Genomic DNA, 12,996 nt, shown 5'->3' on the forward strand with positions numbered 1-12,996 from the left:
CACTTTAGTCGCCTGAGCTGGCGTGCTCAGCCCCGGGTCCCAGGAGTTTTTCCACGTACTTAGCCAGCACGTCGACTTCCAGGTTGACGGGATCGCCAACCTCTAGTTGACCCAGGATGGTCTGCTCCAGCGTGGCGGGGATGAGGCTGACTTCAAACCAGCCCGGCTGCGTTGCTGAAACGGTCAGGGAGGTGCCGCTGACGGTGATGGAGCCCTTCTCCACCACGTAGCGGTCAATCTGTTCGGGCAGGCTCAAGCGCAGGACGTCCCAGTGTTCTGAGTGCGTTCGCGCCAGTAGGGTTGCGGTGGCGTCGACATGGCCCTGGACTAGGTGCCCGCCGAGGCGCCCGCCTACCGGCATCGCCCGTTCGAGGTTGACCTGGGCGCCCGCAGTCAGCTCGCCGAGCGCGGTGCGCTGGAGGGTTTCTTTCATCACGTCGGCGCTGAAGTGGTCCTCGGCGATCTGTGTGATGGTCAGGCAGACCCCGTTGACGCACAGGGAGTCTCCCAGTTTGGCGTCGCTAAGCACCGTGCGCGCGGCGATGGTCAGTATCTGGGAGTCATCGTCGTGGCGCGTCAGCTCCTGGACGCGCCCGAGTTCTTCAACAAGCCCGGTAAACACGATTCGGTCATCCTTTCTGCGATGCGTGTGGCTCTCGGGTGTATTCCACGAGCAGGTCTTGGCCTAGGGGCGTGACCCCTGTCCTGGTCCAGTGGGGCGCGTCACGCAGCGTCGCTGCGACGGTGCGGGCGAGCACGCTGGTTCCGGCGCCGAGCAGGATCGGGGCGCTATAGATCTGGAGGGCGTCGACGACCCCGGCTTCGATGAAGGAGGCTGCCAGGTGCGGCCCGCCTTCGACGAGCACGTCGCGTGCGCCGGTCTCCCACAGCGCTTGCAGCGCGGTAGCAATGTCTGGGTACTGCTCATAGCCCAGTTCATGAAGGTTGGTGCACTGCTGTGGGGGCAGGTTCCGGCTGCCGATGACCACTCGGCGCGGTTGGTGTCCCCGGACCTCGCCGTGCTCGTCTCGGGCGGTCAGTGAGGGATTGTCCGCCAATGCGGTGCCGGTCCCGATGATGATGGCATCGCGCAGGCGTCGGTCGCGGTGCACCGCGGCCCGCGCGGCGGTCCCGGTGATCCACTTGCTGGTGCCGTCGGCGGCGGCAACGAATCCGTCCAGGCTGGCGGCCATCTTGAGGGTCACGTGGCAGCGCCCGGCCCGCATGGATGCCTCCCACGGCTCCAGGTCCGTGACGGCGACGTCCGCATGCCGGTAGACCCGCACTCCGGCGTTGTGCAGGGCGCGGTGCCCGCCCCCGGCGAGCGGGGTGGGGTCCGGGTGCGCGTAGTGGACGGCGGCCACGCCTGCGGCGAGGAGCGCCTGGGTGCACGGCCCCGTCCGCCCGGTGTGGTTGCACGGCTCCAGCGTCACGATGGCACTGCCGCCACGGGCGCGCTCCCCCGCGTCACGCAGGGCCATCACCTCGGCGTGGGGACCGCCGACGGGCTGGGTGTGCCCCACGCCCGCGAGGCGTCCGTGCGCATCGAGGATGACCGCCCCCACCGGAGGGTTGGGGCTAGTGGTACCGCGGGCGAGGTGGCCCTGCTCCACCGCGATCCGGAAAGCGTCAGGCAGATCGATCGACGGCAGGGCACTCACCGGGCCGCGCGTGCCAGGTCCCGCAGGGTATCTACTGCCGCCGCGGGGTCTGGGGTCTTATACACCGCGGAGCCTGCCACGAAGCTATCGCAGCCCGCGGCCGCGGCGGCGCCGATGGTCTCCGGGGAGATGCCGCCGTCGATCTCGATGGTGACGTCGAGCCCGGCGGCGTCGATAGCCGCGCGCAGCGTGCGTACCTTCTCCAGCTGGTCCGGCATGAATGACTGGCCACCAAAACCGGGCTCCACGGACATGACCAGGACCTCATCGATGTGGGGCAGCAGCTCCAGATAGGGCTCGAGGTCAGTGCCGGGGCGCAGGGAGATGCCCGCGCGCGCCCCGCCGGCCCGGATCACTTGCGCCAGCGCCAGCGGGTCGGTGGTGGCCTCCACGTGGAAGATGACCGTGTAGGCCCCGGCGGCAATATAGGTGTCCACCCACTTTTCCGGGTTTTCAATCATGAGGTGGACGTCTAAGGGCTTATCAGTAATGCGATGCACCGTCTTGGCGATGTCCGGCCCGAAAGACAGGTTGGGCACAAAGTGCCCATCCATGATGTCCACGTGAATCCAATCGGCGTTGGGGATTCGGGCGATGTCCTCCCCCAGGCGGGAGAAGTCTGCGGACAGGATGGACGGGGCGATGATCGGTTCAGCCATGGGCTCTATCCTACGTGCTCAGGCTCGACCGGCTTGGTCAGTACGGCAAAGAACATGGCATCGGTTCCGTGCCGGTGCGGCCACATCTGGACCGATAGCTGGGATCCCACGTCCTCCATGGGCGCCACCAGCCCGTGGGCGTCACACTCGCGCATCCCGGTATCGCGGATGACCGCGTCGACCACCTCACGGGTCTCCCGAAGATCCGGCGAGCAGGTGGAATACACAACCACGCCGCCGGGGCGCACCAGCTGGGTGGCACGGGTCAGCAATGCCGTTTGCAGTTCGGTGAGCTGGGCGATGTCGCTGGGTTGCTTGCGCCAGCGCGCCTCCGGGCGGCGGCGCAGCGCTCCCAGCCCGGAGCAGGGGGCGTCCACGAGAATCCGGTCATAGTGGCCACCGTCCGGGGCGAAGGTGCGCCCATCGGCGACGCGGACGGTCACCGGCAACCCGCGGACCGCCTGCTCGATGAGGGTGGCGCGATGCTCGGCGATCTCGACTGCGTCGAGGTGGGCGGCGTCGATACGCGCGAGCGCACCGATGAGGGCAGATTTTCCTCCCGGCCCGGCGCACAGATCGAGCCAGCGACCCGTATCCGTCCCCTCCACGGGGGCTTCCACCAGGGCCCGGGCGATCAGTTGGCTGCCCTCGTCCTGAACGGCGGCAAGACCCTGGCGCACCTCCTCGAGCGCGCCCGGCGAACCCGACTCCAGGTAAACGGCATAGGGACTGTAGCGGCCCTCCTCCCCGCCGCAGGTCAGCGCCAGCTCCTGGGCACTGATCTCCCCGGGGCGCGCCGCCAGGTGAACAACCGGCCGCGAAGAATCCGCGGTCAGTGCGGCCTCCAGCTCCGCGGTGCCGAGCACCTGGGCAAAGGAACGCGCAATCCACTCCGGGTGGGCGGTGCGAAACGCCAGCGCGGCAATCTCCCCGCTGGGGGCCAGCCGGGACATCCATTCCTCGCGCGGAGTGCGGGTGATGGTGCGCAGCACGCCGTTGGCAAACCCTTTCGCCTTTGGCTGGCCGGCGGCGGCAACCAGCCGCACGGACGTATCCACGGCGGCGTGATCCTCCACCCGCATGTACAGGATCTGGTAGACGCCCAGGCGCAGGGCGTCGAGCACCTCCGGGCTGATGCGGTCCAGTTCGCGTGACGACGCCGCCCCAATCACCGCATCCAGGACCCCCAGCATCCGCAGCGTCCCGTAGGTCAGCTCGGTGGCAAAGTGGGCGTCGCGCCCGCGGACCTTGCGCTGGCGCAACAGGCCGGGAAGCACAAGGTTGGCGTAGGCGTCTTGTTCGCGCACCGCTGCCAGCACCTCCATGGCTACCTGGCGGGGCATATCCACGTCCGCGGCGTGCCCTGCCTGGCCGGACCGGCCCGCCCGCGGCGCCTGCGACGAGCGCGGAGGTCTCCCCCGCTGCGCAGGCGTGGCCTGCGTGCCGGTGCCGTGCGGCGCCGCGTCGCGTGCGGCCGCCCGGCGGGTCCGGGAGCGGAATCCTCCGCCCTGCTTCTGGCTCATGACAACCTCGCTTCGGCAGAGTCAGCAAAGGATAGCCCGCGCGCCCAGTCGGCCGCGGGCATGGCCGCCTTGCCAGCCGGCTGCACGCGGGTTAAGCGCACCACGCCGCTTCCCGTGCTCACCAGGACCTCCGACTTGCTGATGTGCAGCTGTCCAGGCTCGCCGTCCGGGACGGCCACATCCAGCGGAACCTCGACGGGCGAGACTTTCAGCCGCGCTCCTTCCAGGGTGGTCCACGCACCAGGTGCGGGGGTGTAGGCACGGATCGCCCGCGCGATGTCCACGGCGGAGTCAGCCCACTGAATGCGTGCGTCCTGCTGGGTAATCTTCCCGGCGTAGCTGGGCGTGCCCTCCTGGGGCCGCGGGCGTAGCGTCGAATGCTCGCACCCGTTGACGGTGTTGACCAGCAGGTCCGCGCCGGAATAGGCCAGCCTGGTCAAAAGGTCGTCGGCGGTGTCGGTGATGCGGATTTCCTCGTTGACGGTGGCCAGAATCTCGCCGGTATCCAAGCCCTCATCGATGCGGAACGTCGTCGCGCCGGTGACGCGGTTTCCGGCGCGGATCGCGGCCTGCACCGGAGCGGCGCCCCGCCACCGCGGAAGCAAAGAGTAGTGGAGGTTGATCCAGCCGTGCGGGGCGACGTCGAGAAGCTCTCGCGGCACCAGGCAGCCGTAGGCGACCACGGGGATGACATCCGGTGCCAACTGCCGAAGCCGAGCGGCCGCGGCATCCCCATCGGCGGTCCCCGGCTTCAGGGTCGTCGGGGTCAGGACCTCGATGCCCGCCTCCCGAGCCAGCCGTGCGACAGGGGACGCCACGACGCGCCGGCCGCGACCCTGGGGCGCATCCGGGCGGGTGATCACCGCGATGACCTCATGGTGGGAATCCAGGAATCGTTGCAACGCTACCGCTGCCGGTTGCGGGGTGCCCGCAAAGACGATCCTCATGGGCAAGAACTCTCCTTAACACACGTCACACTCAATCAGCACAAAGACAACTCAATGGCACTGAGTGAACAGGAATGAACGGGAATGAACAGTGGGTGCATCATCGGCTGGCAGCACGCACACAACAAGCAGGCGATGAGCACAGCTGCGCACCTGCTCTACGATAGCCACCCGCCCGCACCAGCTTTAACCCTGGCTATTCCACCAGCTGCTCGATCGAATCTGCGCCATCGCCGCGCGGCGATCCTGCGCCGCAGCCCGCCGCAGGAACAACACGCCGTCAAGATGATCCGTCTCATGCTGAATACACCGGGCCAACAGCCCCGAGGCCGTCAGCGTCACCGGGCGGCCCGCCACATCAATGCCGCTCACGCGCACCTGCTGATAGCGCTCAATGGGCAGGCTGACCCCCGGGATAGACAGGCACCCCTCCGAGCCCTGCTGAAGCTGCTCGCCCACCGGCTCCCACACCGGGTTGATGATGTGCCCGCGCATACCCGATTCCACGTGCGTGCAATCAAAGACAAACACCCGCTTGAGCACGCCCACCTGGTTGGCCGCCAAACCGACGCCGCCCGCCTCCTTCATGGTCTCCACCATGTCATCGATCAGACCGCGCAGCGCGGGGGCGTCGTCTGGGTGCACCTCGTCGGCGCGCGTGGATAGTACCGGGTCTCCGAAGAGCCGGATCTTTCGCAGCGTCATCGTTTCAACGCGGTCCCTTCTTTGTCCTCATCGTTTCCAGGCATGCTACCCCACCTGCACCGGATCAATATGAATACGCAGCGGCAGCGTGGAGCCTTGCGCCACCCAGGATGCCGCGGCATCCTTCAACGCCCGGCCCAGGCTCGCCCGCGGGCCCAAGGGGGCGCGCACCAGCATGCGCTGCGGCGGCCCGTAACGGCGCTCGTCATATTCCCCCGGCAGCGCCGCGCCCGGCGGGAGATCCATGGGGCCAAGGATCTCCGCGCCCTCCGGTAGCGCGGCGGCCTCCAACACGGCGCTGACCGCCGCGGCCGCGCCATCGACGGCAGCCAGGTGTGCGGCGGGCGGAAACCGCACCTGACGGCGCGAATCCAGCTCTGCGCGGGCGTGGCCGACCACGTCCCACGCCTGCAACGCCTGCACCACCTGGAGTTCCTGCGGGGCGAAGATGAGCACCTCCCCGCCCTGTCTTGCGGGGGCGACCAGCCGGCTTGCCGCCGTCCACGCGGCGAAGGCTTCCTCCGTGGCCCGCAGATCCGGCCGCTGGAGCATCCCCCACGTATCGGTAAGCAACGCCACCCCATAGGAGCCACCGCTGACCTCCGGCTCCGCGCCGGGGGTGGCCACCACGATAGCGGGGGCGCAGTCGACCTCGTCGAGCACGCGCGCCCCGCCGGAGGCCACGATGCGCACCGAGGCAAAGGCTTTACCCAGCTCCTCTGCCGTGCGCTGGTGGCCAACCACCACCGCCCGCAACCGCGGGGACCCGCACTCGGCGCAGCGATGCCGCGGGGACGGCCGCCCACACCACCGGCAGGTAGGCACCCCCGGCTGGTCACCGTGAGTGCGGATCTCCAAGGGCCCGTTGCACGCCCGGCAGCGCGCCGGGGCACGGCAGGAGGCACAGGCCAGTACCGGGGTATCCCCCTTGCGCGGGATCTGCACGAGCACCGGGCGCTGGGACTCCAGGCACGCGGTCATCGCCCGGTAGACCTGCCCCGGGATGGACGCGCCCCCAGACTCCGGGTTGGCGGCGATGCGCAGCCGCTGATCATCGATGGCCGTCATCGTCGGCAGCACCCCCGCCACGTCCTGCGGGGCTGCTACCAGGTCATGGGCCCAGCCAGACTCGACGAGCAACTGCGTCTCCGCAGTACGGGAGTAGCCTGCGACGATCAAGCTGGCGCCGCACTGCGCGGCGCGGGTGGTCAGCACCTCGCGCGCGTGAAAATACGGGGCCCGGGGTTCGGCATGGCTGGGGTCACCATCGTGCACAATCACGCACAGCCGCAGGTTGTTCACCGGCGCGAACGCCGCCGAGCGGGTACCAATAACCAGCCTCCCCTGCCCATGCAGCACCGAAAGGAAGCGCCGATAGCGCGCCTGCGGGCCTTGCGCGGCGGTCAGGGTGGTGATCTGCCGCGCGCTGACATGCTCGCGCAGGGCGCGCTCGAGCTTATCGACGTCCCGCTGGTCCGGCACCACCAGCAACGCCCCGCCGCCACCACGCACCACCGCCACAGCCAGGGCCGCCAGCGGCCCCGCCCAGTGCTGATCCGGGCGAACCTGCCAGGCGACCCGCGCCCGCTGACCGGCCAGCACGGCGTCCACAAACGAGGTGCCGTGCTGGTAGCACGCCCACTGGCTTAAGTCAGGGTCGTGGGACTCCCCCAGCGCCTCCCAGGCGGTGGAGGTGTCTGCGGCCTCAGCGGCGGTGTGGCGCGGCGGCACCGCCAGGCGAATGACCTCCGAGCGGATGCCCGCATAGCGTTGCGCGATGGCGTCGACAAGCGCGAGAGTCTCCGGCGGCACCACAACCTCCGGGGAGACCACCCGATGCAGGTAGGACAGGCGCCCAGCAAAATCGGTGCCCTCTTCCCGCGACAAGATGATGCCGTCTACTCGGCGCCCGGAAAACGGCACCACCACCCGAACTCCGGGCTGGGCGGCGGCGGAATCATCCTCGCTGACCTGGTAATCAAAGACCCGGTCCAGGTGAGAAAGGCCAAGAAAAGGCAGCACCCGCGCCACCGGCTGGTCAGCAGCGGGGACGCGGGGGTGAGGGGCCATGACGGCCGATTCTACTCGGCGGCCTCCGCCAGCGGCTCCAGGCCGGCGGCTTCGCGCAGCGCGGCCACCTGATCCGTCGCCTCCCAGGGCAGGTCAACATCCGTGCGCCCAAAGTGGCCGTACGCGGAGGTTTGAGCGTAGATGGGGCGACGCAGGTTGAGCGTGGAGATGATCGCCGCCGGACGCAGATCAAAGGTCGCCGCCACGGCCGCCTGGATGTCCGCGTCGCTCAAGCCCTCATGGGCCGTGCCAAAGGTCTCCACGTAGAGGCCCACCGGCGTGGCCCTGCCGATGGCATAAGCCACCTGCACCTCAGCGCGGTCCGCCAGACCCGCCGCGACGATGTTCTTGGCCACCCAGCGCATGGCGTAAGCGCCGGAGCGGTCCACCTTGCTGGGATCCTTCCCGGAAAAGGCCCCGCCCCCGTGGCGGGCCATGCCGCCATAGGTATCCACAATGATCTTGCGCCCCGTCAACCCGGCGTCGCCCATGGGCCCGCCCAGGATGAAGGAACCGGACGGGTTGATCAGCAAGGTCAGGTCCTCATCGACCATGTCCGCCACGCCGGCCTCGGCGATGACGTGGTTGACCACGTGCTCGCGCAGCCGCGGCTCCAGCCAGCTGGAATCGACCTCGGGGTCATGCTGAGTGGAAATGACCACGGTGTCCAGGCGCGTGGGCCGTCCGGAATCGTCATACGCGAAGGTGACCTGGGTCTTTCCATCCGGGCGCAGGTGGTCAACAATCCCCTCCTTGCGCACCTGGGTCAGCCGGCGGGCCAGGCGATGGGCCAGGGCGATGGGAAGCGGCATGTACTCCGGGGTCTCATTGGAGGCGTAGCCAAACATCAGGCCCTGGTCGCCCGCGCCGGACTGGTTCCCGGCATCCCCATCGGCCCCATCACGGGACTCCTGGGAATGATCGACCCCATCGCCGATCTCGGTGGACTGCTCGCCGATGGCGATATTGACCCCGCAGGTGTGCCCGTCGAAGCCGACGGCCGAGGAGGTAAACCCAATATCGAGCAGCGTCGCGCGCACCAACCGCGGGATCTCCACGTACCCGCTGGTACGCACCTCCCCCACAACGTGCACCTGGCCGGTGGTCACCAGCGTCTCCACGGCAACGTGGGCGTCCGGATCCTCCGCGAGCATGGCATCCAAGATGGCATCAGAGATGGCGTCGCAGATCTTATCGGGGTGGCCTTCGGTCACCGACTCGCTGGTAAACAGCCGGGCCTGAGGCTGATTCGGCGAGACTGTAGGCAAAACCACGGGCGTCGCTTCCTTTACGCTAACTCGATTGCGATTGCTTGTGTTCATCCCTCCCGCGGGAGGCACCGACTCAGGATAGACCAAGCGGTCTAATTAGTGCAAGAGTTCGCCCACCGCATCCAGGATCACACCCGCGACCTCCAGCTTAGAGCCCTGCGCCACCTCCTGAACCGTCACCGACTCCGCGCTTCTCGACGCCCCCCGGTACCCCAGCAACCAGCCCGCGTTCTGCGAAGAGCCGAAGACCTTGTCCGTGCCAACCTCGTTGCACATCATCAGATCACAGCCCTTCCGCAGGAACTTGCTGCGGCCGTGCTCCAACGCGGACGATTCAGCATCGCCCGTCTCAGCCGCAAATCCCACGATCACCGGCTGCTCCTTAGCCCCCAAGCCCAGGTCACCCTGGTCGCGCGAGCGCACCAGCCCGGCAAGAATATCCGGGTTTTCCACCAAATCGATGCGCCCCAGCGCCTCCGCGTCCGCCTGGCTCGTCTTCTTCAGCTTGGCCGCAGCCACCGCCGCCGGGCGCATATCCGCCACAGCCGCAGCCATAATCACCACGTCCGCCTCGCCGGCCGCTGCCTGCGTAGCCTCCTGCAACTCCAGCGCGCTGTTGACCCGCACCACCGACGCCCCCGCCGGCACCGGCAACTGCTCAGTCGCCGCAGCAATCACCGTCACCTCAGCCCCACGCTGGGCCGCCAACTCCGCCAGCGCGAAACCCTGCCGCCCAGACGAACGATTGCCAATAAAACGAACCGGATCCATCGCCTCCCGCGTCCCCCCAGCAGTAACCACCACACGCACCCCCTCAAGGCTGCGAGCAAAGCTCACACCGGCGTCAGCCGCGCGAGCAAGCGCCACAATCTGCTCCGGCTCAAGCAACCGACCCGCACCAGAATCCGCCCCCGTCAACCGGCCCGCCGCCGGCTCCAACACCACTACCCCGCGCTCCCGCAACGTGGCCACGTTTGCTTGGGTAGCCGGATGGGTCCACATCTCCGTATGCATCGCCGGAGCCACCACCACCGGACAGGAAGCCATCAGCAGGCTGGCCGTCAACAGGTCATCCGCACGCCCCGCAGCCATCCGCGCCAACAGGTCCGCCGTCGCCGGCGCCACGATGACCAGGTCCGCCTCCTGACCGATGCGCACATGGTTGACCTCATCGACCTTCTCAAACACCCCCGTATCCACCGGGTGGCCCGAAAGCGCCTCCCACGTCGCCGCGCCAACAAAGCGCAGAGCATTATCGGTGGGCACCACCTGCACATCATCCCCATGCTCCCGCACCGCGCGCACCACGTGGCAGACCTTATACGCAGCGATACCGCCGCCGACCCCCACCACGACCCGACGCCGCCCTGCATCCGCTCCGGATTGAGCCACCGACATCCTCCTCATTCGCTTCCACTTCGACGACCAGGCAACTGCACCGTGACGCATACGCGTTTACCCGCCGGTCGCCGGTCTCGTTCGCGCCCAGTCTATCGCCCCACGCTCACCCGCCCCCTGTGTCCGCGGCGACGGGCCCTTCTCCGCGGCGGCCGCCCCGCAGGTGGCCGAGCCACGAGCGCTGCATCTCCCCCTGCTTGTGGCATGCAAAAACCCGCCGCACGGCACGCGCTTGCCATCCTGACAAGTCACGTCCGCCTGCGACGGGTCTACGGCCCTCACACAAGGGCGCTAGCGGCCCTCTTCGTGCTCCAAGAGTTCAGCGTCGATCTCTCGCAGCGCGATAGACAAGGGCTTCTCACCGGCTTCCGGAGTAACCAGCGGCCCGATGAACTCAAACACGCCCTCATCAGCCTGCTGATAGTAGCTGTTGATCTGGCGGGCGCGCTTGGCGGCGAAGATCACCAACGCATACTTCGAGGAGACCTTCTCCAACAGGCGGTCGATCGGGGGGTCAGTAATACCGACCGGCGGATCAAATACCGGCTGCTTCTTAGGGGTCTCATTGCTCACGATAGTCACTTACACCTTCATCTTTTGCATCTACTGGGTTGACCGCAGGCTGCACCACGGCCGCGGATCACCGCAGATCCGCGCAACTCACACCGAACGCAGAATATCACCAATCTGGGCTACGGCCGTGTCCACATCCTCGTTGACCACAATGCGATCAAACTCATCCTGTGCGGCGAGTTCTTCCTTGGCTGTTTCCAGCCGCCGATCGATCACATCCTGCGGCTCCGTGCCGCGTCCGGTCAGTCGCTCGACAAGCGCCTCCCATGACGGCGGGGCCAAGAAAACGGTCACCGCATCCGGCACCATTTTCTTCACGTTGCGCGCACCTACGAGGTCCACCTCAACGAGCACCGGGCGGCCTTCTTCCAAGGCTTTGTGCACGGGCTCCGCCGGGGTGCCAGAACGTTGCAAGCCACCGTGAATATCGGCCCACTCCAGCATCGCACCCTCATCAATGCGGGCTTGAAACTCCTCGGGGGAAACAAAGAAATAATCCACCCCGTCAACCTCACCCGGGCGGGGCGCCCGGGTGGTCATGGAGACGCTGAAGTAAAGCTCATCCACGAGCGAGCGGAGGCTGTTCACAACGGTGGACTTGCCCACCGCGGACGGGCCGGCGAGAACCACGAGCCGGCCTCTGGGCTGCCCTCCGCTCATCTGCTAGTCCTGCTCGTAGCCGAAGCGCTCCAGCAGCGCGCGGCGCTGCCGCTCGCCCAGGCCACGCAGGCGGCGCGTCGGAGCGATCTCCAGCTCCTCCATGATCTCCTTGGCCTTGACCTTGCCCACCTTAGGCATGGCCTCCAGAAGTGCGGACACCTTGGTCTTGCCGACGATCTCATCGTCCTGCGCCTTGGCCAGAACTTCCTTGAGGGTAATGTCGCCGCGCTTGAGCTTGTCCTTCAGTTCAGCGCGGGCCTTACGGGCCTCAGCTGCCTTGGCAAGAGCTTCCTTGCGCTGCTCGTCGGTCAACTTGGGAAGGGCCACGGGGTTCCTCCAGTTCGTCTTTGGTACGTGGTCTGTCATGGCGTTATGCGTTCGCCGCGGACAACTGCCACGACGACGGCACAGGCGCCGCTTTAAAAGTGCTTACTGCGCCTGACCCGAGTCGAAGGTGGCCAATAGGCTAATTCCAACGTTGTCATCCGCAGATTCGCGCTAAGTCTAACACCGCAGGTGGGAAAACGTCTCTCCCACCCTTACGACGATCTGCCACGGTACCACCCAGTCGCCTTGAAGTACACAAGTTGCCAGGTCAGTTCGCGCAAACGCCATAAAGGTGCAGGCCAGACGAAAGGTGCGTGGCTAGCAGCACACCTACTTCGCGCGCTCCTGCGGGCGCGCAAATTGCACAGAATATTGTCTAACAGCCGCCCGCAGAGCCGCAACATTTGGCCCCTCTTGGAGCACTGCGCGCGAAACATTCGGGTACGCCCATGACGCTTGTTGCCCCATAATTCGCATCACATCCGCCACTCCCGCGCCCTGTGCACCAACGCCGGGAAGGAGCACCGGACCGCGCAGTTGCGCAATGGAAGGTGGGTTAGTCAAGGTCGCCCCAACCACCACTCCCAGGTTGCCTAAATCCTGATGACGCGCATTGATTTCACCGCAAAAATCCACCACTGCCTGCGAGATCGTCCGACCCGTTGAATCACACCGATCTTGGAAATTCCGCGCTTCCGGATTAGAAGTTGCCGCCAATACGAAGATTCCGCGGCCCGTCTCTTCCGCCAAATGCACCACCGGATCAAGTGATCCCGTACCCAAGAAAGGAGATACAGTAACTGCGTCACAGGCCAAGGGCGAGGCGTCGTCGAGCCAGGCGCGCGCATAGCCCGCCATCGTCGAACCGATGTCGCCGCGCTTGGCATCAGCAACCACCAAAGCGCCGGCCTTTCGCAGGCCCGCGATTGTGGCCTCCAACACCTCAAAGCCGCGGGCGCCGAATTGCTCATAAAACGCGACTTGTGGCTTGACCAACGCGACCAGGTCGCCGAAAGCCTCCACGCACAACTCGGAAAAACGCTTCACGCCTGCGGGATTTACAGGCAAGCCCCACGCCTCCAACAGAGCGGGGTGGGGATCAATGCCCACGCACAACTGCCCGCGCGAGCTCGCCAGGCTGGCCAGCCGGTCACCAAATGTTTCTTGCGCCATCTTGAACCTCAATTCCTTTGTGCCAATCC

The 12,996-nt window shown here is 66.9% G+C and carries 13 protein-coding genes; all 13 read right to left on the minus strand.

Going from position 1 to position 12,996, the window contains the following annotated elements:
* Positions 1–4: 4 nt before the first annotated feature.
* Positions 5–622 carry a riboflavin synthase gene (locus LH390_RS06160; protein WP_227282135.1) on the minus strand — a complete coding sequence of 206 codons (618 nt, stop codon included), beginning with the start codon at positions 620–622 and terminating at the stop codon, positions 5–7.
* A gap of 7 nt (positions 623–629) precedes the next feature.
* Positions 630–1,661: a bifunctional diaminohydroxyphosphoribosylaminopyrimidine deaminase/5-amino-6-(5-phosphoribosylamino)uracil reductase RibD gene (ribD, locus tag LH390_RS06165; RefSeq protein WP_399524670.1), complete on the minus strand. Its 1,032-nt coding sequence runs from the start codon at positions 1,659–1,661 to the stop codon at positions 630–632.
* Complete coding sequence (gene rpe, locus LH390_RS06170; protein ID WP_227282134.1) at positions 1,658–2,320, minus strand: ribulose-phosphate 3-epimerase; 663 nt, start codon at positions 2,318–2,320, stop codon at positions 1,658–1,660. The genes ribD and rpe overlap by 4 nt, the downstream gene beginning before the upstream one ends.
* 5 nt (positions 2,321–2,325) lie before the next feature.
* Positions 2,326–3,843, minus strand: coding sequence for an RsmB/NOP family class I SAM-dependent RNA methyltransferase (locus LH390_RS06175; protein ID WP_227282133.1), 1,518 nt, complete (start codon positions 3,841–3,843; stop codon positions 2,326–2,328).
* Positions 3,840–4,790, minus strand: coding sequence for a methionyl-tRNA formyltransferase (gene fmt / locus LH390_RS06180; protein WP_227282132.1), 951 nt, complete (start codon positions 4,788–4,790; stop codon positions 3,840–3,842). The genes LH390_RS06175 and fmt overlap by 4 nt, the downstream gene beginning before the upstream one ends.
* Before the next feature lie 186 nt (positions 4,791–4,976).
* A complete protein-coding gene (gene def, locus LH390_RS06185) occupies positions 4,977–5,495 on the minus strand; it encodes a peptide deformylase (protein WP_227282131.1) in 519 nt (172 codons plus the stop codon).
* A gap of 45 nt (positions 5,496–5,540) precedes the next feature.
* Entirely contained in the window at positions 5,541–7,565 is a 2,025-nt protein-coding gene (locus LH390_RS06190; RefSeq protein WP_227282130.1) for a primosomal protein N', read from the minus strand.
* A gap of 11 nt (positions 7,566–7,576) precedes the next feature.
* Entirely contained in the window at positions 7,577–8,839 is a 1,263-nt protein-coding gene (gene metK, locus LH390_RS06195; protein ID WP_399524667.1) for a methionine adenosyltransferase, read from the minus strand.
* 93 nt (positions 8,840–8,932) lie between these two features.
* Complete coding sequence (gene coaBC, locus LH390_RS06200; RefSeq protein WP_399524665.1) at positions 8,933–10,234, minus strand: bifunctional phosphopantothenoylcysteine decarboxylase/phosphopantothenate--cysteine ligase CoaBC; 1,302 nt, start codon at positions 10,232–10,234, stop codon at positions 8,933–8,935.
* Between the two features lie 291 nt (positions 10,235–10,525).
* Positions 10,526–10,816, minus strand: a complete 291-nt coding sequence (gene rpoZ / locus LH390_RS06205; protein ID WP_227282128.1) for a DNA-directed RNA polymerase subunit omega — start codon at positions 10,814–10,816, stop codon at positions 10,526–10,528.
* Between the two features lie 78 nt (positions 10,817–10,894).
* Positions 10,895–11,467, minus strand: coding sequence for a guanylate kinase (gmk, locus tag LH390_RS06210; RefSeq protein ID WP_227282127.1), 573 nt, complete (start codon positions 11,465–11,467; stop codon positions 10,895–10,897).
* A 3-nt stretch (positions 11,468–11,470) separates the two neighbouring features.
* Complete coding sequence (gene mihF / locus LH390_RS06215; protein ID WP_227282126.1) at positions 11,471–11,794, minus strand: integration host factor, actinobacterial type; 324 nt, start codon at positions 11,792–11,794, stop codon at positions 11,471–11,473.
* Positions 11,795–12,124: 330 nt separating this feature from the next.
* Positions 12,125–12,967, minus strand: a complete 843-nt coding sequence (gene pyrF / locus LH390_RS06220; protein ID WP_227282125.1) for an orotidine-5'-phosphate decarboxylase — start codon at positions 12,965–12,967, stop codon at positions 12,125–12,127.
* Between the last annotated feature and the right edge of the window lie 29 nt (positions 12,968–12,996).

This window comes from Corynebacterium uberis (assembly GCF_020616335.1).
Lineage (GTDB): Bacteria > Actinomycetota > Actinomycetes > Mycobacteriales > Mycobacteriaceae > Corynebacterium > Corynebacterium uberis.

Coding starts and splice junctions, on each gene's coding strand:
- rpe (WP_227282134.1), bottom strand. CDS start 2,320: ATGGCTGAACCGATCATCGCCCCGTCCATCCTGTCCGCAGACTTCTCC.
- LH390_RS06175 (WP_227282133.1), bottom strand. CDS start 3,843: ATGAGCCAGAAGCAGGGCGGAGGATTCCGCTCCCGGACCCGCCGGGCG.
- fmt (WP_227282132.1), bottom strand. CDS start 4,790: ATGAGGATCGTCTTTGCGGGCACCCCGCAACCGGCAGCGGTAGCGTTG.
- def (WP_227282131.1), bottom strand. CDS start 5,495: ATGACGCTGCGAAAGATCCGGCTCTTCGGAGACCCGGTACTATCCACG.
- LH390_RS06190 (WP_227282130.1), bottom strand. CDS start 7,565: ATGGCCCCTCACCCCCGCGTCCCCGCTGCTGACCAGCCGGTGGCGCGG.
- coaBC (WP_399524665.1), bottom strand. CDS start 10,234: ATGTCGGTGGCTCAATCCGGAGCGGATGCAGGGCGGCGTCGGGTCGTG.
- gmk (WP_227282127.1), bottom strand. CDS start 11,467: ATGAGCGGAGGGCAGCCCAGAGGCCGGCTCGTGGTTCTCGCCGGCCCG.
- pyrF (WP_227282125.1), bottom strand. CDS start 12,967: ATGGCGCAAGAAACATTTGGTGACCGGCTGGCCAGCCTGGCGAGCTCG.